We start from the raw sequence: 19,107 nt of genomic DNA, 5'->3' as shown, positions 1-19,107 counted from the left end.
TTGTTCCGTTTACGTATGTTCTCTACTCTTTCACCATAAGAAAAATTATATCATACATATTACAATTATGACCAATGAATTGTATTTCTGAAACTTATAATCACCTCGCATATATAACGAGAGCAAAAACGTGATTTTTCACTTTCCTCTTCTATTGAGAAACAAGTTGTTTTTCATATCGCTTGTTCGCATCATCTTCTTTCAAACATGCAGTTGTGTAATTAATAATATTCCGGTTATCGTACGTGAATATATATTTTAACTTATTTTCTTCTGTTAATACTGTCGGTAAGTATTTTGGTAAATTGCTAACTACTCCTCTATTATCACCATCTAATATCCAATCAATTTCTTTCCATTCTAATAAGCCTTCAGCCGTACGTAATGGTGTATTCATTTGCATTCCATCTGGCAAATCAGCAACGAACACATACATTCCTTCACTAGCCTGGGGCTCATCTTTACCTTTAAAACCAACAGCCCCTTTATACGTTACACTTGAAAGTTCTATGCCCGTTTCCTCAAACGTTTCTCTAATTATTCCTTCGTATGGCGTTTCATTCTCTTCTATTTTTCCTCCAACACCATTCCACATCCCCATATTCGGCTTTTTATTTCTATTTAATAGCAGTATTTTATCGCTTTTTCTAATAAAGCAAATTGTGTATTTGTACATACGATCATTTCCTTTCATTTTCCACATGAGTTATTTGGCTTATTTTCAAGTAAAAACACTCGCCTTACAATTCCTTACTACATAATATATAGTACAACTTTCATGCGTAAACACTTTACGTCAAACGAGAGAATCCTTTTTAGAAAGGAGAATTTAAAATCGATACTATAAGCAATGAATTTCTAAAACAATATTACGACAGCCTTGTGTGGTTAAAAGATACACATTGGTTTGGAGTTCCAATCTGTAAACTTCCCTCTGATCTCTTTTTGTATCAAGAAATCATTTATGAATTAAAGCCCGATTTAATTATTGAATGCGGGACTTTTCACGGTGGTAGTGCACTGTATTTAGCTTCTATGTTAGATTTAATTGGAAAAGGTCACGTACTTACTATCGATATAACTCCGCAGCCAAATCGGCCATCACATAATCGGATTACGTATTTAACAGCATCTTCTATTTCTGTGCAGGCCATCCAAACAATAGTAAGTATGCGCAAACCTGATGATGTGATTTTAGTTATTTTAGATTCTGATCATAGTAAAGAGCATGTTTCCAAAGAACTCTTGCTATATAAATCTATCGTCACTACTGGCAGTTATATAATTGTAGAAGATACCTCCATTAACGGAAATCCGCTTCTTCCCGATTGGGGTCCTGGCCCAATGGAAGCTGTGGAAGAGTTTTTAACTAAAAACAATAACTTCATAATCGACGAGTCTAAACATAAATTTTTCATATCATTTAATCCAAAAGGTTTTTTAAAGAAAATAAAGTGAAACTTTAATAAGTGGGGTTTTGCTCATCCCCCACTTATTCTATCATTTTCATTTTTGAAAAAGGATAATATACAAATTCCACCTTGCCAATTATGTTATCTTCTTCAATATATCCTAAGCCATTGCGACTATCTCTACTTACTTCGCGGTTATCTCCCATTACAAATAACTTATTTGGCGGAATTTTTGTCTTTTGAAAGTTATAAAACACTTGTGTGTTGTTAAATAAATCTTTGTTCGTATATGGTTCTTCTTGCTTTTTATCGTTCACATATACCTTTCCGTTCGTTATGTTAATTACATCACCAGGAAGCCCTATTACACGTTTCACATAATATTTCGATTCATCCTCTTCTTTTATAATGACAATTTCTCCGTGTTGTAAATTAGAAAGACGTACTACCGCTTTATTTACAAATACGTAGTCTTCTTCATATAAAGTCGGCTGCATCGATTCCCCTTCCACCTTACATAAAGTAAAAGAATGGTAGCCTATGACTATCACCAATATAAATAGTATGTACTTTCCCCAGCCTCTCTTAATCTCCTTTTTCATATCCATTCCCACCTTATAAAGCGCTTTTTAACTCAAAAAATATATCACTGCACAATATGTTTCCATGCAGTGATACTATTTTTACTGTGCCTTGTTCGGTTGTTCTACTGGAATTGAATTTGTATTTGATCTATTTGTTTTTAATTCAAAATACGCATCCAAAATCTCTTTACCAATCGCAGAATTAATTCCTGATTTATCATCATTCACCCATGGTACAACAACTGAAAAAGCTACTTCCGGATCCGCATCATATGGTGCATAACCGGCAAGAGTTAAATTATAACATTTTTTTCGGTTGTTGTTCTCATCTCTTCCAATATCACTTTCTCCACCATATACTGTCTCAGCTGTTCCTGTTTTTCCCGCTGGTTTATATGGTAGACCTTTAAATGTTCCGGTTCCGGTTCCGTCAGCTTCTTGAAAAACTCTTCTAAATCCTTCTTTTACATGATTAATGTACGAAGTTTCCATATCCACTCTATTTAATACAACTGGTTCAATCGACCGAACGACTTTTCCTGCATCCTCTGGTCTATTCGGTTGCTCTCTAACTTCTTGTACAATTTGTGGTTTCATTCGGTAACCGCCATTTGCAATGGTTGAAATATATTGCGCAAGCTGAAGCGGCGTATATGTATCATACTGTCCAATCGCGTAATCAAGTAAAAATCCGGGTATGTTATCAGTTCTACCTATTTGACCGATTGATTCATTTGGCAGGTCAATACCAGTCGACACACCTAAGCCAAATTGTCTAAAATAGTAGCGCATTTTATTAAATGTTTCTTGTTTAATATCTAATGGATTGTTTGGAACATAATTAATGCCTGCCATTTTTAAAGCTGTATTAAACATATAAACATTCGATGACACTTGCAAAGCTCTTAAATCATCAATATCCCCAAATTCTTTCCACGATTTCTTCGGCTTAGAACTTCCTTTAAAATACATTGGCGCATCAAAGAAGTGTGTATACGGCTTAATCGCTTCTGTTTGATATCCAGTTAATAAAGTAGCCCCTTTTACAGTTGACCCTAACTCATAAGAACTTGTCATCGTTCCTAATGCATAATCTTCTATTTGCATACCGCCATCTTTATTTACAATTTTCTTTCCTGCCATTGATAAAATTTGACCGTTTTTCGGATTCATCATTACTACGAACGCACGATCCATCATCGGCTCTGCAGCATGAAAGGCTCGTAAATTCTTTTCAAGGCTTCCCTCTACTCTTTTCTGTAAATCCATATCGACTGTTAACATCAAGTTATTTCCACTTTTTCCTTCAGTCACTTTTTCTGTTCGAACAATCTTCCCTGCTTTATCCATAATATTTTTAGACTGTTCTTTCGTTCCATGTAGTGCATCTTCGTATTGTTTTTCGATGTAACTTTTACCAATACGGTCGTTTCGATTATAATCACGAACTAAATAATAATCTAATTGTTCTCTTGGCAACCCTTCATTTTCATTAGAAACGCTACCTAGTATAGAGCGCAGTATTTTATCATTTGGGTATTCACGTTCCCAATCTACTGTTGTATCTACCCCCGGTAAACTTGCCAACCTTTCACTAACGACAGCATATTCATTTTCACTTACATCTTTTTTAACGATTTGCGGCGTCATTTTATATCCCGCATTCATTTTGCTTTTAATTACTAATACTTCTATATCTTCCTTTGAAAGCTCATTTAATTCTTCTTGTGTAATCCTTTCCCGGCGCAGTTCTTCTACTTTTTTATCTAACTCTTTTCCTTCTATTTCTTGCTTTCTAAATTTACTCTCATCTTCTTTCGTTACTTTCGCTGCTGCCCGCTTTTCATTTAACTGCATCCAAAAATCTTTTTTATCTGTCTCTGTTAACTTATCCATGTCCTCTTGCGACATTTCAATTAGCTTAGCTAAATTTCTTGCTACTTGTAAAACTTCTTTCGAGTCCACTCCTCTCATTTTCGTATATGTAACGGTTCGTAATGGTTTATTATTTACAATAACGTGACCTTGTCGATCAAACATTTTCCCTCTAGGAACGGGAGTACTTACCGTTACATCTTCCTTTTTGTTTACTTCATTTCTATACGTTTCTCCATCAATGATTTGTACTTTACCTAATTGAATTATAATAGCTGAAAATAAAAGAAAGACAATAAAAAATAGTACATTTAACCGAAATGGAATATGAGTCTTTTTCTTTTTCGATTGTTTTTTCTGCTCCTTTTTCTGTCTCATTTCGCTCCCTCGCTTCATTCTATTAACATTTCTACGCAAAATCATTATGTATCAAATTTATTTATATGATATATATAGAATATTATATTAATTACTAAAGAAATAAAAGATTTAATTTTCAGTTTTTAAATTTATTATCCTATTTATTACCATTCCCTTAATGCACAATAACATGAATATTATTCTAAAAGAAAAATGGTACACAACTGGTTTTTATACCATTCGTTTACATTTATTTGTATACTAAAGAAATAAATTCATAAAAGACATTACTTAAGGAGAGAACGAAAATGACAGATTCGTTTATCATACATACTAATACGCCACATTGTTTAAACTTTATGATCTATATTCAAAATATTTACCTCAATCAAAAAGGAAAAAAAGAAAATTTTCGTTTTCCTTACATAACAAAAACATTACATTTCTCCACTGACTTTAAAACAAATTTCAAAGAATTATGGCTGACTCTTCGTAAGCAAACTGCTGACGACAGATATGATTTACAAATTTTTCACGAGGAGAATCATATATTTTATGAGAAGCTTTTTGACGCTAATTTATGTGATGAGGAATCATTTAAAGAATTAATATGTAGTTTTAAAGTATGGTGGACTAGCATAGCAGGTCAGATTTCAATAGAATATTCCGTAAGTAATTATAGTGAACAACTTTATAATGACTTAGTTTTATACTTAAAGCAAAACGAAATAGAGCCTTTACAACAGCTACATATTAGCTTACTTTATGACGATTGTGTATTCGCTAAAGAAAACATTTCTTCCTATTCTGCTATTTTGCCGACTAAAACCTTTTTTATAGGTTATAGAAATGTGGTTACTACATTATCGACCTGTTTTCATATGGCTTAAAACAGCGATTACTCAAATAAAAAACTGAGGTAGATACCTCAGTTTTTTCGATAACTTATTTCATTGAAGATAACCCTTCAACAAACTCACCAATCTTATTTTGAAAAACAAAATCAAAGTTATATTCCTGTCCTGTTAACTCTTCATTTACTAAAATAGTTGTTGCTCCTACTTCCCTCTTTGCAATTTGCGGGAATGAAGCGACAGGCTGTACTTTTAGTGACGTTCCCATAACGATAAGCACATCTGTTTCATATAAACGTTTGATAGCATTTTGATATTGCGGCAATGTATCTCCGTATAAAACAACGTCTGGATTTAAAATGAAATTACACTTCTGACAGCGCGGCACTTCATGATTAATCATATACTGTAAATCATAGCCTGATTTACATTTTGCACAATGTGCTGTTTGAAGTGTTCCATGTAAATCGATGACATGCTTACTGCCACCTAATTGATGTAAACCGTCAATATTTTGCGTTAAAATCGTAATATCTTTCCCTTGTTCTTCTAGCGCAGCTAAAAAGCGATGTCCACGATTTGGTTTATATTGATGGAACGTATTAATTTGAAAGATTTCTTTATAATGCTTCCAAAACTCTTTCGGACTCCGGTTATAGTACCCTCTTGATAAGTACATCTCCACATTCGCATCAGCATACAACCCATTTGCTGAACGAAAATCTGGAATACCACTTTCCGTACTTGCACCAGCGCCTGTTAATACTGTAATTTTCTTCGCTTTTTCTAAAATTGAACGTACTTCTTCAAATTGTTGCACAAAAATCACCTCTATGTATTTTCCTATTCTTATTATACCAGTTGTTTACAGGAGGTGTTGTACAATTCATTTTACTTAATGCGTTGCGCCCCCAACCTCTACAATATCTACTTCAACTGTCGTCGTTACTTCGATTGCCAATTCTATCCCCTTACGAATAGTAGAAAGTGACATACTCGGTTGCCCTGGATAATTACTCGCTTGTTCTGGTAAGAACGGAATGTGAATGAATCCACCTTTTATTTTCTTATCATGTTTCTCTAGTTCATGCATAAGTCCATAGAATAAGTGATTACAAACGAATGTGCCTGCCGTCTGTGAAACAGATGACGGTATGCCCTCTTCGCGAAGTTTTTTTACGATTGCTTTCATCGGAAGTGTAGACCAATATGCAATCACTCCTTCTTCTACAACTGGTACATCTACCGGCTGATTGCCTTCATTATCAGCAATTCTTGCATCATCAATATTAATTGCGACACGTTCTATCGTAATATCTGGTCTGCCCCCAGCTTGTCCGATACATATAATAATTTCCGGCGCTAGTTCTTCTATATACTCTTTTAATACGCTTATTGATTTATGAAATACAGTTGGTACTTGTTTGCTTATTATCTTGTATTCTCCAATTGTTTTTTCATGCAAACCTTTTGCTACTTCCCAAGCTGGATTGATATTTTCTCCACCAAACGGATCAAACCCTGTTAATAATACTGTTTTCATAGTTTTATCCTCCTAATTAGAAACGATATACAAGGCCGTACATAATAAACATATTTATGATAAAAATTGAAAGAGCAATTGGTACTTGTGCTTTGATAACCGCATTTTTATCCTTTAGCTCTAAAAGCATCGCAGGTACGATATTAAAGTTTGCTGCCATTGGAGTAAGCAGCGTTCCGCAATATCCAGCAAACATACCGAGTGCTGCCATAATTGCTGGGTTTCCGCCGTGCATTTGAACTATTAAAGGTAAGCCAATTCCGCCAGTAATAACAGCAAACGCTGCGAATGCATTTCCCATTACGACTGTAAATAGCATCATGCCTAAACAGTACGCCATAACAGCAACGAACGGATACTCTGTCGGTAGCACTTGTCCAACTAAGTCTGAAACAACTTGTCCAACGCCAGACTTCGCGAATATACCGCCAAGTGCTGCTAACATTTGTGGCAAAATAACAGCCCAGCCGACAGCTTGTAATAGTCTGCTTCCTTCTTGTACAGGCGTTGTTATTTTTGATTTTGTAATACGCATCGCCGCAACGAATGCGAGTAATGCACCAAGCGCTAATGCAACTAATGTTACTTTATCTGGATCAACAAGAGAGACATTTCCCCATTTAATTTTCCCTAACGTCAACGTACCGATAATTGTAAAAATAGGAATTAATAGTGCAGGCATAAAAATTTTATTTTTTAATTTCTCAGCATGTTTCACACGTTCTTGTACTGGAACTTCTTTTTCCTCTGATTTTGTTACTTTATTTAGTGAAGCTAAAACGACCATAGCGAGCACTATACAGCCAACGTAAAACGAAGGAATTACATTTCCGAATAAAAATGTAACTGCAAACAATGCCCAAAATAAACTAGAACCGAATCTGTTTGGATGTTCACGATCGAATGCGATACGAACAGCGATAAAAGCAACGATTATCCCTAATACATAATAGATTGTATCCATTGTGATGATGTTCATATTAAATTGCCTCCTTCTCTTCTTTTCCTTCTGCCTTCATTGTTTTCTCTATATATTTATCAAACCTTCTAAATCTAATCCAGCTTACAATAAGTGCAGATATTGCTGTCGGAATGCCCCAAAGTGCCATATCCCATACTCCGACATGCATACCTACTGAATCGAAGAATCCTTTCATTAATAAAATAGCTCCAGTTGCGATGAAAATATCTTCTCCGAAAAACCAAGCTGTATTTTCAGCAGCTGCTGCGTTTGCTTTAATCTTTTCTCTTAATTTTTCAGGAAGTTTACCGTATTTACCTTGCGCGGCCCCTTCTGCCATCGGTGCAACGAGCGGCCTTACTGTTTGCGCATGCCCACCAATATTAAGCCCTAGTGCTGCTGATGATTCTCTTATCGTAAAATATGACATTAATACTCTTCCAGTTGTTGCTCCTTTTGATTTCGTTATAAGTGCTTCTGCTCTTTCTTTTAAACCGTAACGCTCTAAAATTCCGATTACCGGTAAAGTTAATATAATTGGCATAGACATATATCTATTTTCTATGAAAAATTTACCGAACATGCTGATCACATCATAAAAACTTAATCCTGAAACCATACCAGTAACAATACCTGCAACCATAACTACTAAAAGTGTATTTAATCTAAATAAAAAGCCCACTGCAACAAGTAGTATTCCGATTAATTTAATCATCCCAGCACTTCCCCCTATTTTTTATTTCGGTGCACAAATAGAAATATCATTAAATTTGAATGTTCTGTATATTCTTTCTGCAAATTGCACTGCTTTTTCCCCATCACCGTGTAAACAAATTGTTTGCGCCTGAACTGCTACTTTCTCTCCATTGACCGCATTTATATGGCCTTCTTTCACCATTTGAAGTACTTGCTTTATCGCTTCGTCTCCATCTTTTATAAGCGCATTTTCTTCTGTACGGCTCGTTAATGTACCATCTTGCTTATATGTACGATCCGCAAAAGCCTCTTGTACAAGAGTTACTTTGTATTTTTCTGCAGCCTGTATAAACGCCTCGCTATTTGCTAATCCATAAAGTAATAGACTTGGATTTATATGATAAATTGCCTTTGCAATTGCATCTGCAATTTCCGGATTAGACGCCGCCATATTATATAAGGCACCGTGCGGCTTTACATGCTGCATTTTCCCGCCTGCCGCTTTCACAAATGCGTCTAATGCGCCTGTTTGATATAAAACATAATCGTATACTTCACTTGCTGAAACATTCATGTTTCTTCTACCAAATCCAATTAAATCAGGAAATCCAGGATGCGCCCCTACTGCTACGTTATGCTCCAAAGCTTTTTCAACAGTTTGACGCATAATAGACGGATCACCCGCATGAAAACCGCAAGCAACGTTTATAGAGGAAACGAACGGAAGAATTTCATCATCATTCCCCATTTTATAAGCGCCAAAACTTTCTCCTAAATCACAGTTTAAATCGATTGTAGTCATAATGTATTCCTCCTAATTTCAGCTTCGTAAAGCGATGAATTTCTTTAATAGATTCATATTTACTTCTTGTTCTATGTACAATTGTTCCGCTTCTTCAAGCGTAATTTTCTCAAAAGAAACATAGTCCCCCGGCTTTAGCTGGGCAAGAAGAGGTAAATCTACTGAAATGATATTTCCCATTCTCGGATAGCCACCTGTCGTTTGCCTATCTGCCATTAATATAATCGGCTGTCCACCATTAGGAACTTGAATGGTTCCAAATGTAACAGGACTCGATAAAATCTCTTTTTCTTCAATCCTATTTAAAACTTCTCCCTCAACCCTATAGCCCATACGGTCAGCATAATTAGATACCTTATACTCTTTCGTAAAAAATGCCTTTCTACTTTCTTCTGTAAATTGATTATATTCAAAGTCAGCTATGACACGAAGCTTAGGATGTTTCTTATACTTTGGTAGTACGCTGTTGCTAATTGCCCACTTCGTTTTTATACACTCATCTTTTTGTAAGTCTTGAATGAAACGATTCGCCATTTCTGGTTGTGCACCAATTTGGAAGTAGTCACCCTTTTTCAGCATTCTTCCTTCTATACCACCAATCGCAGCAAGTATGTACGTACTTTTGCTTCCCATTGTACGCTCAATATGTATACCACCCGCAAAAGTTACATACGCTCTGCAACCACTTTTCACTTTTCCAAAACAAAGCATACTACCTTCTTCCGCTAAAATGGGACGCCATAACGGGATACGTTCTCCATTCAATAACGGTTCCATATCTGCTCCGCCAATCGCAAGTAAAGTCGTTTTCTTTATTAACAATTTAGGTCCCATAATCGTCATTTCGAGTCCCGCTTCATTCTCCTCATTACCAACTAACATATTGATCATCCGAAGTGCACTTTGATCCATAGTCCCGCCAACTGGTACACCGTATTGTTGATAATGAGATCGCCCTAAATCTTGGACTGTTGTAAACATTCCTGCATGCAAAACCTCTACATCCATTCTTTAGCCCCCTCAAGTGATACGTACTCTTCCTTCGTTATTGGGATAAATCGTAAATACATACCGCTTTGAATAAAGGTTGGTGTTTCTTCTTCCGGATTAAATAAGGAGATTGGTGTTCGACCAATAATATTCCATCCGCCCGGTGTTTCAAGTGGATAAATACCTGTTTGATTTCCGCCGATTCCTACCGAACCAGGTGAGATTTGTAACCGCGGTATTTCTTTTCTAGGTGTTTCTAATTCTTTTGATAGTCCTCCTAAATACGGGAACCCTGGTGTAAAACCTAACATATATACAAAATATGTAGTTTCACTATGTATTCGAATCACATCTTCTACTTGTAAACCTTTATAATGTGCAACCTCTTCTAAATCAGGCCCATATTCTCCCCCGTAGCACACTGGTATAGAAATATGTTTCACATCCTGTTTTACTTCTTCTTTATAAGAATCACACAGCTCCTTTATATACTGGCGAACGTAATCATATGACCTTTCACTTCTCTCATTTCTCTTCCATACTTCGTATACATTGTAGTAAACAGCTAATGAAGTAAACGACGGAACGCACTCAATCATTCCTGCAAACGGATGTTGCTGCAGTGCTTGAAATAACCGCTGTACTTTCTCATATATATCCATCTTAATTTCTTCACCAAATGTAACAATAATTGCTTGATCCCCTAACGCAGAAAATTTCATCCTACTCCCTCTTTCTATGCCAAAAAGCCGAGTTCTTTCGAAATGCGATGTGCTGTTTCTTTCACCTTAGCGATAAAATATGAAATGTTACTTTCGCTGTACTCAATTGCTAATCCCGAAATACTCATACCTGCTACAACCGTTCCATCACTTGCGTAAATGGGCGCTGCTATTGCGGCTGTATGATTTTCTAACTCAGAATAACTAATTGTGTAGCCTTCCTTTTTTGCCATTTGCAACACTTCTAGCAATTGTTCCTTATCCACAATTGTTCCATCTGCAAACTGTTTTAAATCCACTTCCTCTATGTATCTCCGTTTCTCGTCCTCAGAAAAATACGATAGTAAAATTCTCGGACATGCACCAGCATAAAGCGGTGCTCTTCTTCCAACCGCCGTATACACGCGTACTGGCTGAACACCTTCCATCTTTTCAACATAAATTGCGTCATTACCATCTTGAATTATTAAATTAACTGCCTGTCCTAAACTATCTCTAAGTTCTTTCATATAAGGAATTGCTATATTCCTTACTGATAATCGTTGTGAAACAAGTTGACCGAACCGTAAAAATACGACCCCTAAACGATATTTCCCCTTTTCGTTTTTTTGTAAAAACTCCATCTCTTCTAACGAGCCAATTAAACGATAAACAGATGTTTTCGGCATATTTGTAAGCTGAACCATCTCAGTTAAACTTAACTCTTCATGCGCATAAAACAACTCTAAAATATCCATTGTCTTAACTGCCGTTTTATTTATACTCATTCTATCTCCCTTTCGTTCCGAATTACGGAACTTAAATTCCGTTTTTCGAAACAAACATATAATTTAAAATTATAAAATATTCCTTCAATTCAATCAATAGATTTTAAGCAAATAAAAAAGTATGGAAGAATATCTCTCCCATACTTCACCACACTTTATAACGCTCTTACTTGTTCCAACGGCCAGAAAACAGCTTGTCCTTTTCCGACAATTTCATCTTCTGAAATAAAGCCAAACATGCGACCATCCTTAGAAACTTCACGATTATCCCCTAAAACAAATACTTGGCCTTCTGGCACTTTCGTTTTCCCAGTGATTTGTTCTAACGTAAAGTCTGGAGTTAATACACGGCCTACTGCTTTTTCTTTAAACTTTTTTAAATATGGTTCTTCCATCGCTTTTCCGTTTACATATAAAACATCATTTTTATACTCAACTGTATCGCCTGGCAAACCAATTACTCGTTTTACTAAATCGTATCCTTCTTTTCCGTGGAAGACGATAATATCAAAGCGATCTAATCCACTTATACTATAACCAATCTTATTCACTAGAACTCGTTCGTTATTTTTTAAAGTGGGCATCATTGATTCACCTTGCACTAAAGAAGGTGTAAATAAAACACCGCGAATAATAGCAATTAATACAAGGGTAAAACCTATCGTTTTAGCCCAAGAGAATAATTCTTTCTTCGTATTTTCCTTCATCGTTTCTCCTCTTTCTTAAGCACTTATTTTATTATTTCAACTAATTCTTGTACTAAATTAGGATCTATTTCAGAAAAACATGATTTTCCTTCTCTTACCGCTGTACCGACATGAGCTTGCGAAATTCCAGTTTCATCTAGCAATCGCTTTATATTTTCTTTCGTCACGCCAGCTCCAGCTACAAGCTGAATTTGACCATCGCTTACCTTTTGCATTTCTGTAAGCACCGGAATATTCTCTACTATATTTCCTTGTCCACCTGAAGTTAGAACGTGAGTCACTTTATGAAACTTCTTTAAAGTGTTCATTGCTTCTACTGGATTTTCTATATCATCTATCGCACGGTGGTACGTTACATTTATTCCATCTACAGCAGATAGTAAGTCCGCTAATTTCTCTTCATCCACTTCATTTCGTTCGTTTAATACGCCTAATACTACACCAGCTGCTCCTAACTTCTGCGCAACTATAATATCTTCTTTCATCATTTCAATTTCTTCTTCCGTATATGTAAAAGACTTCGCATGCGGACGAATCATAACATGAATTGGTATACTTACCGCTTCTACCGCTTTTTTTATAAAAGCATAACTCGGTGTTAAACCACCTTCTGTATAAGATGAAATTAATTCAATCCGCTTCCCGCCAGCGCTTTCAATTCGTTTTACATCTTCTAAACATGTTGCAATAACCTCTAGCATGAGATGACCTCTTTTCGTGCTTTTTTCTTATTATAACATTAGTAAAAATAAGAAGCCTAGCTTTCTCCTTTAAAACTTAAAAAAGAAGAATAAAAAGAAAGATTTTTTATTGGCAACGATTATTGGTAACATCCTATTATTCATGTACACTCCTACCATAATGAAAAAAGCCCTTCGTTTTGACGGACTTTTCTAATTTCAAGCTTTTCTTTCCTCAGTTTTCATATCAATGCCTAATTGATCTTCCAATAAATTTACACCTTTCTTTGTAAGATGGACAGCTCGGTTCTTATCCGTTTTCGTAATCCATCCCTGTTCAAAGAGCAGTTTTGCAATTGCAGACCCTAACCAACCAGAAATATGGTAACGCCGTTCACTCCAATCAAGGCAAGGTTTTGCAAATACCCTCCTTTTTGTATCTGCCTCATCAACATTTATTCCAAAATTCAGAAACCATTCCTTACCTTGTTCCGTTACAATGTATTCTCCATCCTCTAAAATTATAAATTTCCTATCTAGTAATTTTTCAGTTATCTCTACACCGAGTTTGCCTGCAAGATGATCATAACAAGTTCGAGCATAACGAATTTGTTTTAGTTGGCTTGATTGTTTTAAAGAGCGAACTTGAACTGTTGGTGCAATTGTCCCTAACTTTTCAAGCACTTCTGCAACTTCTTGATTAGCAAGTCGATAGTAACGATGTCTACCATGTTGTTCAACTGTAAGTAAATTCCCTTCTACTAATTTAGAAAGATGCGAACTAATTGTTGGATGTGACACTTTTGCCATATAAGCCAATTCACTAGCAGGTAGTGCCTGATTATTCATTAGACAATCTAAGATGATTGCTCTTGTAGGTTCAGCAATTAGTTTAGCTATATATGAGATATTCGGATATACATTCATATTTCGATGATACCCTAACTATTAAATTGATACAATTATTTTAAGTTTAATAGTAAAGGAGAATGTATTATGAATGCAATTGATCTTAGTATATTAAATTTAAAAGAAACGAGAAGGCGCTCAGAAAAATTATGGAATTCTCTTCCCGATAATTTTCTTAATTGGAAGCCTGATCCTGAGGCTATGTCCTTTGGTGAAATGATTCGTCACGTATGGGGCTCAACTTTTTACTATCATATGATTATAAAAAACAACGGTTCAATAAACGACATACGTACCCCGTATGATGACGAGCCAATTACTTGTGTAAAAAAAGAAATTGAATTGGCACAATCACACTTTACTGACTTCATAGAATATGTTCAATCAATAAGCATAGCCGAGCTAGATTCAAGACTTATTGATAGAAGTGATGTTGGCTATCAACGATATTTAGGTGATATGCTATTACGAATTGCCTATCATGATGCGGTCCATGCGGGTCAATTTTTACAATATTTGCGAATGGTTAACTTGGAAAGACCTTTAATTTGGGATTAAATACAAAAAATGTTTATACAGCCTCCAAACTGGCATTACAATAAGAATTTTTCAACAAGAAACAATCACAACACCATGATAATCATTTATATTAAAAACTTACATCTCAACCAAGTACTTTATACATATAAAAAGCACGGGTTTGATTACTAATCAAACCCGTGCTTTCAAAACAACTATATTATCCATAAACAATAAAATGTAAGCTTTAAAAACTACGACCGAAACGCCGCATCTGCCAGCATAGACAATGTTGCATCATCCATCGGCGGATTATGCAGTCCTGCTCTGACGTTTAAATAGTAACGATGGAGCGGATTTTTTTCTGATAAACTTTTTGCTCCTACGATGCGCATCGATTTATCCACTATGGATATCGCCGCATTTGTTACAGCATATTTCACGGCTGCTAATTCTTCTTGCAGTGATAGTTTATCTTCTGCCTCATCGTACTTTTTCGCAATTTGATATAAAAAGACACGAGCTTGCATAAGCTCAAGTTCTAATTCTCCAACTAATCTTCTAACATTCGGCAATAAACTAATAGAATGATTTAAACTATTTGGCTTGTATGATCCCGCAAATTGAACTGCATAATTTCTTGCTGATTGTGCAATTCCTAAATAACATGCTGGTATATGTAGCAACCAGCCAATACCCTTTTGTTTTACTTTTCCGCCCTTCACATCCGTAAAAAAGCGGCTTTCTATCTCTACATTTTGTAAGACAAGGTCGTGGCTAGCAGTCCCTCTCATTGCAACGCTATCCCACGTTTCTTCAATAGATACACCGAGTGTATTTCTTGGAATGACAAACTCACCAACTTCTTCTTGGCCTTCAATACTCGCTGAAATAATAAAATAATCAAGTACTGGCGCCATCGTTGTAAAAGTTTTTCTTCCATTTATAACCCACTTCTCGCCTTGTTGAACCGCTATTGTTTCTGGTTTGCCGCCACGCGTCGGACTCCCTGTTTTCGGTTCTGTTGCTGCCCTGTTAAAGAGCGCACCATTGCTTACTTCTTCGCAAAACCATTTGAACATCTCATCATTCCAAGAGCGATTTTCCACTAGCTCTTTCACAATGCCAAGATGCCAGCCAATCGATAATGCAGTAGCTCCGCAGCCTTCCGCGATTTTTTCTTGAAATAAAACGAAGTCATATAAAGAAATCGCACTACCACCAAATTCCTTCGGTAACGTTAATTTCGTATATCCGATATCTTTCAAATCATTTATATTTTCATACGGAAATGATCCTAATTCACTTAGTTGATGCTCCCTTTCCATGAACTTGGGAATCAATTTATTTATTTTCTCAATAATTAAAGACTGTTCTTCTGTTTCAACAAATGAGAGTGCCATACTATAATCTCCTTTATGCTCGATTCATAAACCGTTCATTTTGTCATTATGATTATATGAAGCTACCTCTCTATTGTTTCACTATTCCGATAAAAATACAATGTTTTTGACTAATAAGAAAAGTTCCTATTTAAGGATAGATCCTTTTCTTATATTAGTCCCCCTTCAATGCTTTTAACGGCAAAGAGGTTACATATCCAATATACGAGAATAATTCTTTAAAGAAGAATGGTATTTCTGTATCTAACGTTTTATATGCTGATGTCGGCGTTGGTGAAGCATACGCTTCAATATTAATATGTTTTGCGATTCTCATTGCGCGTTTCATATGAAGTGGATCACTTACAATCGTGTATGTTTGTATGCCGTTCTCTATTCCAACTTGCTTCGCATTTTTTAAATTTTCTTCAGTGAAAAGGGATTTAGTTTCAATTAAAATATCTTCCTCTTTTACACCTTGTTTCATTGCATATACTCTTGCAGTACGTGCTTCCTCAAGTTCTGCCTCGAACTTTGTACCACCTGTAAAAATAATCTTTTTAATATTTCCGTTCTTATATAAAGAAATCGCATGATTAATTCTTTCTTTAAATACAGGAGATGGTTTTCCGTTCCATGAAGCTGCTCCTAGTACGATACCAGCATCCGTTTTCACGTCATCATTTGCTTTAAAACGATAACTCCAAATATCGTAAGCTGCATAACTTACATATAAAATAGCAGAACAAATCATTAGTAAAAATACTTGAAAGATTCGTCTTTTCTTACTCTTCTTATTTTCTTTCATTTGTAATTGCCTCCGTACATCATCCATACTTCTATAAAAAACATTTATATCAAATCGTTTTGTTTGAGTTTATTTAAAAGAAGGAACTTTACTTGTTATTTATGTATAAAAGGGTTTTCATTTAAAATTGAGGATTATCAATTCATTTTCATTTGCGGTTTTCATTACATTTTTTAAATTCATAAGTTTATTACCATACAACTACATTGTAACGAATTTTTTCTCAGAAGGGAACGATGAAACAAAAGGAATTAAAATAAAGTAGCATTTTGTAAGAAAAAAGGTATATTTTTCATGTCTCACGAACAATATACCTTTCAAAACACGAATTATAACTTTTCTTTATACAACTCTAATTTTTCTAACAATTGTTCTTTTACGCCTGGCCATTCACTCGAGATAATACTGTACACCACCGCATCTCTCACATAACCATTCGGTAATTTTCTTTCATTTCGAAGCACACCCTCTTTTACTGCGCCTAACCTTTCAATTGCTCGTTGTGCTTTTTCATTTCTTGCATCCGTCTTAATTTGCACTCTCAGCATATGCAATTTTTCAAAAGCATACTGAAGAAGCATATACTTACACTCTGTATTTATACTCGTACGTTGCACACTCGGATGATACCACGTTTGCCCTAATTCAACCGTCTTATCTTCTACTGAAATATTATATAAACGTGTACTTCCTACAATCTTATTCGACTGTTGATCTACGACTATGAAAGGTATTTGAGTACCTCTTCCGTAACCCTTTATCGCTTTTTGAACGTATTGTTGCATATCTTGCACACTATCCATTTTAGAGATTAAATACGCCCAAATATCCCGATTTCCTTCTACAATCGAAAACAAAGTTTCGACATCAGTATTATCCATTAACCGCAACTTTGCTCTTTCGTGAATAATTTCCATTTTTAAGCCCCCTTTGTTGTTACTATAACATATCAATAAAATCATTTTATTAATATATACATAAAAATAAATTCATACCATAAACATATAGTACATCTAAAAATAAAAAATGCGATGCCTTTATTCAAGCATCGCACTTATAATTTTGCGCTACCTACGATTTTACGATAAATATTCATTTACACAATTTAGTAAACGCCATATATTTAGAACTTACATTATAGTTCAAAGCAACAAATAAGCAATCGGCGTAATGATAAGCAACGTTAAAATCGTTCTCTGCACATACAGAATAATAAGTTCAGATACTTTTAACGGAATATCTGTTGATAATATACAAGGAATGGAAGCGGAGAAAAACAGTATAGATGATACGGAAACAACTGCAATGACAAACTTTGTCACAAGTGGTGCACTTACTACTAATAATGACGGTAAAAACATTTCTGCAATACCAACTGATGCAGCTTTAGCAGCTAAGTCTGCTTCCGGTAATTGTAATAGCCATGTAAACGGATAGAAAATATAACTGATCCAATCAAATATTGGCGTGAACTTCGCTAAGACGATACCAATTAATCCTACTGACATAATAGATGGTAAAATTCCCATCGTCATAATAAATCCGTCTTTTAAATTCACTGCAATATTTTTCATAATGCTCGGTGCAGATTTTGATACTTCTAACGCATCTTCCCAAGCACGTTCCAACATTTTCTCTTTATAAACAGGCTCTGGGAACCCTTCTTCTGTTACATATGTATCTGGTTTTCTACTAAGGGGCGGGATTCTTACGGTGATAGCAGTCACTATGAATGTTACAACAAGTGTAGTCCAAAAATAAACATTCCATAAATGCATAATATCTAATGTTTTTGCGATGATGATCATAAATGTAGCGGATACTGTAGAAAATCCTGTAGCGATAATCGCCGCTTCTTTTGTCGTATACTTTCCTTCTTTATACACGTGGTTCGTAATAAGAAGGGCAAGAGAATAACTTCCAACGAAGGACGCAACTGCATCAATCGCCGATCTCCCCGGCGTATTCCATAATGGCCTCATAATCGGACGACAAAATGTACCGATAAATTCAAGCAATCCATATCCGACTAATAACGCTAAAAACGCCGAGCCAATTGGAACGAGCAAACTTACTGATATGACTAGCTTCTCATACAAAAACGGTCCAACATCTGGCGCAAAAAACCAAGCTGGTCCTACTTTTAAACAATATAATATGCCAAAAACAACGCCAACTACTTTTAAAATAGAAAAACAAATGTCTACGATAGATGCATTCCATTTCTTCGTATAAAATGGATAAATCGCACCAATCGCCATAACAAATAATGCATAATAAGGTACTACGCCAGGAACCGAAGCCCTAATCCACGATACGATATGATCAATCATAATAGACGATGCACCGTTTATCGTAACAGGAACGAAAAACATAAACACTCCAACGAGACTAGCAAGTATAAACCGAAGAATAATCCCCTTCTCTCGCCCTGTCTTAATTACATTACTCTTTAATTCAATTTCACTCAAAATTCGACACCTCCTATTATCTAAATTTTCTGTATAATCATGTTATATTCCTTCTTTCTATTTCT

21 protein-coding genes are annotated in these 19,107 nt (G+C 35.4%); 3 read left to right on the top strand and 18 right to left on the bottom strand.

The genetic code is table 11. The annotated features are described in order from the left end of the window. Positions 1-151: 151 nt before the first annotated feature. Positions 152-676: an NUDIX hydrolase gene (locus ACQRBL_RS15025; RefSeq protein ID WP_109737078.1), complete on the bottom strand. Its 525-nt coding sequence runs from the start codon at positions 674-676 to the stop codon at positions 152-154. A 158-nt stretch (positions 677-834) separates the two neighbouring features. On the opposite strand from ACQRBL_RS15025, the gene ACQRBL_RS15020 reads away from it, so the two are divergent. Continuing rightward, entirely contained in the window at positions 835-1,458 is a 624-nt protein-coding gene (locus ACQRBL_RS15020; protein WP_411995982.1) for a cephalosporin hydroxylase family protein, read from the top strand. A gap of 34 nt (positions 1,459-1,492) precedes the next feature. Here the strand turns inward: ACQRBL_RS15020 and lepB (ACQRBL_RS15015) are convergent, their stop codons facing one another. Together lepB (ACQRBL_RS15015) and ACQRBL_RS15010 are read right to left on the bottom strand one after the other, a co-directional pair. Beyond that, positions 1,493-2,014 (bottom strand): signal peptidase I, encoded by a 522-nt coding sequence (lepB, locus tag ACQRBL_RS15015; RefSeq protein WP_002094069.1) that lies wholly within the window; start codon positions 2,012-2,014, stop codon positions 1,493-1,495. Positions 2,015-2,095: 81 nt separating this feature from the next. Continuing rightward, complete coding sequence (locus ACQRBL_RS15010) at positions 2,096-4,249, bottom strand: peptidoglycan D,D-transpeptidase FtsI family protein (RefSeq protein ID WP_411995948.1); 2,154 nt, start codon at positions 4,247-4,249, stop codon at positions 2,096-2,098. Between the two features lie 290 nt (positions 4,250-4,539). On the opposite strand from ACQRBL_RS15010, the gene ACQRBL_RS15005 reads away from it, so the two are divergent. Beyond that, complete coding sequence (locus ACQRBL_RS15005) at positions 4,540-5,121, top strand: hypothetical protein (protein ID WP_109737077.1); 582 nt, start codon at positions 4,540-4,542, stop codon at positions 5,119-5,121. A 55-nt stretch (positions 5,122-5,176) separates the two neighbouring features. Here ACQRBL_RS15005 and ACQRBL_RS15000 read toward each other — a convergent pair whose 3' ends face one another. From ACQRBL_RS15000 to ACQRBL_RS14950, 11 genes are all read right to left on the bottom strand, one after another. Further along, complete coding sequence (locus ACQRBL_RS15000; RefSeq protein ID WP_141526208.1) at positions 5,177-5,905, bottom strand: NAD-dependent protein deacylase; 729 nt, start codon at positions 5,903-5,905, stop codon at positions 5,177-5,179. Between the two features lie 75 nt (positions 5,906-5,980). After that, positions 5,981-6,628, bottom strand: a complete 648-nt coding sequence (pcp, locus tag ACQRBL_RS14995; RefSeq protein WP_000859709.1) for a pyroglutamyl-peptidase I — start codon at positions 6,626-6,628, stop codon at positions 5,981-5,983. Between the two features lie 16 nt (positions 6,629-6,644). Continuing rightward, the gene (locus ACQRBL_RS14990) at positions 6,645-7,607 is read right to left on the bottom strand and encodes a DUF979 domain-containing protein (RefSeq protein ID WP_001021658.1); all 963 of its coding nucleotides are present in this window, start codon (positions 7,605-7,607) and stop codon (positions 6,645-6,647) included. A gap of 1 nt (position 7,608) precedes the next feature. After that, positions 7,609-8,304, bottom strand: coding sequence for a DUF969 domain-containing protein (locus ACQRBL_RS14985; protein ID WP_000593392.1), 696 nt, complete (start codon positions 8,302-8,304; stop codon positions 7,609-7,611). A gap of 21 nt (positions 8,305-8,325) precedes the next feature. Beyond that, positions 8,326-9,087, bottom strand: coding sequence for a 5-oxoprolinase subunit PxpA (gene pxpA, locus ACQRBL_RS14980; RefSeq protein ID WP_411995949.1), 762 nt, complete (start codon positions 9,085-9,087; stop codon positions 8,326-8,328). Between the two features lie 18 nt (positions 9,088-9,105). Continuing rightward, complete coding sequence (locus ACQRBL_RS14975) at positions 9,106-10,095, bottom strand: biotin-dependent carboxyltransferase family protein (protein WP_023522354.1); 990 nt, start codon at positions 10,093-10,095, stop codon at positions 9,106-9,108. Next, entirely contained in the window at positions 10,086-10,799 is a 714-nt protein-coding gene (gene pxpB, locus ACQRBL_RS14970; protein WP_000672267.1) for a 5-oxoprolinase subunit PxpB, read from the bottom strand. The genes ACQRBL_RS14975 and pxpB overlap by 10 nt, the downstream gene beginning before the upstream one ends. A 14-nt stretch (positions 10,800-10,813) precedes the next feature. Beyond that, on the bottom strand, positions 10,814-11,566 hold the full coding sequence (locus ACQRBL_RS14965; RefSeq protein ID WP_023522355.1) for an IclR family transcriptional regulator: 753 nt from the start codon (positions 11,564-11,566) through the stop codon (positions 10,814-10,816). Positions 11,567-11,721: 155 nt separating this feature from the next. Then, positions 11,722-12,273 carry a signal peptidase I gene (lepB, locus tag ACQRBL_RS14960; protein ID WP_000662498.1) on the bottom strand — a complete coding sequence of 184 codons (552 nt, stop codon included), beginning with the start codon at positions 12,271-12,273 and terminating at the stop codon, positions 11,722-11,724. Positions 12,274-12,296: 23 nt separating this feature from the next. Further along, a complete protein-coding gene (locus tag ACQRBL_RS14955) occupies positions 12,297-12,974 on the bottom strand; it encodes a copper homeostasis protein CutC (protein WP_065484248.1) in 678 nt (225 codons plus the stop codon). A gap of 198 nt (positions 12,975-13,172) precedes the next feature. Beyond that, positions 13,173-13,880: an ArsR/SmtB family transcription factor gene (locus ACQRBL_RS14950; protein ID WP_065484251.1), complete on the bottom strand. Its 708-nt coding sequence runs from the start codon at positions 13,878-13,880 to the stop codon at positions 13,173-13,175. Between the two features lie 69 nt (positions 13,881-13,949). Between ACQRBL_RS14950 and ACQRBL_RS14945 the strand changes: the two genes are divergently transcribed. Then, on the top strand, positions 13,950-14,420 hold the full coding sequence (locus tag ACQRBL_RS14945; protein ID WP_097920786.1) for a DinB family protein: 471 nt from the start codon (positions 13,950-13,952) through the stop codon (positions 14,418-14,420). A 215-nt stretch (positions 14,421-14,635) separates the two neighbouring features. Here ACQRBL_RS14945 and ACQRBL_RS14940 read toward each other — a convergent pair whose 3' ends face one another. The 4 genes from ACQRBL_RS14940 to ACQRBL_RS14925 form a co-directional block, all read right to left on the bottom strand. Next, positions 14,636-15,784, bottom strand: a complete 1,149-nt coding sequence (locus ACQRBL_RS14940; protein WP_023522358.1) for an acyl-CoA dehydrogenase family protein — start codon at positions 15,782-15,784, stop codon at positions 14,636-14,638. A 154-nt stretch (positions 15,785-15,938) separates the two neighbouring features. After that, complete coding sequence (locus tag ACQRBL_RS14935) at positions 15,939-16,571, bottom strand: YdcF family protein (RefSeq protein WP_000662215.1); 633 nt, start codon at positions 16,569-16,571, stop codon at positions 15,939-15,941. A 329-nt stretch (positions 16,572-16,900) separates the two neighbouring features. Beyond that, positions 16,901-17,488 carry a GNAT family N-acetyltransferase gene (locus tag ACQRBL_RS14930; RefSeq protein ID WP_000402585.1) on the bottom strand — a complete coding sequence of 196 codons (588 nt, stop codon included), beginning with the start codon at positions 17,486-17,488 and terminating at the stop codon, positions 16,901-16,903. Between the two features lie 225 nt (positions 17,489-17,713). Next, on the bottom strand, positions 17,714-19,042 hold the full coding sequence (locus ACQRBL_RS14925; RefSeq protein ID WP_097920787.1) for a YjiH family protein: 1,329 nt from the start codon (positions 19,040-19,042) through the stop codon (positions 17,714-17,716). Between the last annotated feature and the right edge of the window lie 65 nt (positions 19,043-19,107).

The sequence above is a fragment of the Bacillus sp. AF62 genome, assembly GCF_050312695.1.
Classification (GTDB): Bacteria; Bacillota; Bacilli; order Bacillales; family Bacillaceae_G; genus Bacillus_A; species Bacillus_A cereus.
Note: the sequence above shows the minus strand (reverse complement) of the source record. Positions and strands in the feature narration are given on the sequence as shown.

What these genes read in the sequence shown, in the direction of transcription:
- pxpA (WP_411995949.1), bottom strand. Translation starts at nt 9,087, where the DNA reads ATGACTACAATCGATTTAAACTGTGATTTAGGAGAAAGTTTTGGCGCT.
- ACQRBL_RS14940 (WP_023522358.1), bottom strand. Translation starts at nt 15,784, where the DNA reads ATGGCACTCTCATTTGTTGAAACAGAAGAACAGTCTTTAATTATTGAG.
- ACQRBL_RS14945 (WP_097920786.1), top strand. Translation starts at nt 13,950, where the DNA reads ATGAATGCAATTGATCTTAGTATATTAAATTTAAAAGAAACGAGAAGG.
- ACQRBL_RS14950 (WP_065484251.1), bottom strand. Translation starts at nt 13,880, where the DNA reads ATGAATGTATATCCGAATATCTCATATATAGCTAAACTAATTGCTGAA.
- ACQRBL_RS14930 (WP_000402585.1), bottom strand. Translation starts at nt 17,488, where the DNA reads ATGGAAATTATTCACGAAAGAGCAAAGTTGCGGTTAATGGATAATACT.
- ACQRBL_RS14965 (WP_023522355.1), bottom strand. Translation starts at nt 11,566, where the DNA reads ATGAGTATAAATAAAACGGCAGTTAAGACAATGGATATTTTAGAGTTG.
- lepB (WP_000662498.1), bottom strand. Translation starts at nt 12,273, where the DNA reads ATGAAGGAAAATACGAAGAAAGAATTATTCTCTTGGGCTAAAACGATA.
- ACQRBL_RS14985 (WP_000593392.1), bottom strand. Translation starts at nt 8,304, where the DNA reads ATGATTAAATTAATCGGAATACTACTTGTTGCAGTGGGCTTTTTATTT.
- pxpB (WP_000672267.1), bottom strand. Translation starts at nt 10,799, where the DNA reads ATGAAATTTTCTGCGTTAGGGGATCAAGCAATTATTGTTACATTTGGT.
- ACQRBL_RS14955 (WP_065484248.1), bottom strand. Translation starts at nt 12,974, where the DNA reads ATGCTAGAGGTTATTGCAACATGTTTAGAAGATGTAAAACGAATTGAA.
- ACQRBL_RS14935 (WP_000662215.1), bottom strand. Translation starts at nt 16,571, where the DNA reads ATGAAAGAAAATAAGAAGAGTAAGAAAAGACGAATCTTTCAAGTATTT.
- pcp (WP_000859709.1), bottom strand. Translation starts at nt 6,628, where the DNA reads ATGAAAACAGTATTATTAACAGGGTTTGATCCGTTTGGTGGAGAAAAT.
- ACQRBL_RS14975 (WP_023522354.1), bottom strand. Translation starts at nt 10,095, where the DNA reads ATGGATGTAGAGGTTTTGCATGCAGGAATGTTTACAACAGTCCAAGAT.
- lepB (WP_002094069.1), bottom strand. Translation starts at nt 2,014, where the DNA reads ATGAAAAAGGAGATTAAGAGAGGCTGGGGAAAGTACATACTATTTATA.
- ACQRBL_RS15010 (WP_411995948.1), bottom strand. Translation starts at nt 4,249, where the DNA reads ATGAGACAGAAAAAGGAGCAGAAAAAACAATCGAAAAAGAAAAAGACT.
- ACQRBL_RS15025 (WP_109737078.1), bottom strand. Translation starts at nt 676, where the DNA reads ATGTACAAATACACAATTTGCTTTATTAGAAAAAGCGATAAAATACTG.
- ACQRBL_RS14990 (WP_001021658.1), bottom strand. Translation starts at nt 7,607, where the DNA reads ATGAACATCATCACAATGGATACAATCTATTATGTATTAGGGATAATC.
- ACQRBL_RS15005 (WP_109737077.1), top strand. Translation starts at nt 4,540, where the DNA reads ATGACAGATTCGTTTATCATACATACTAATACGCCACATTGTTTAAAC.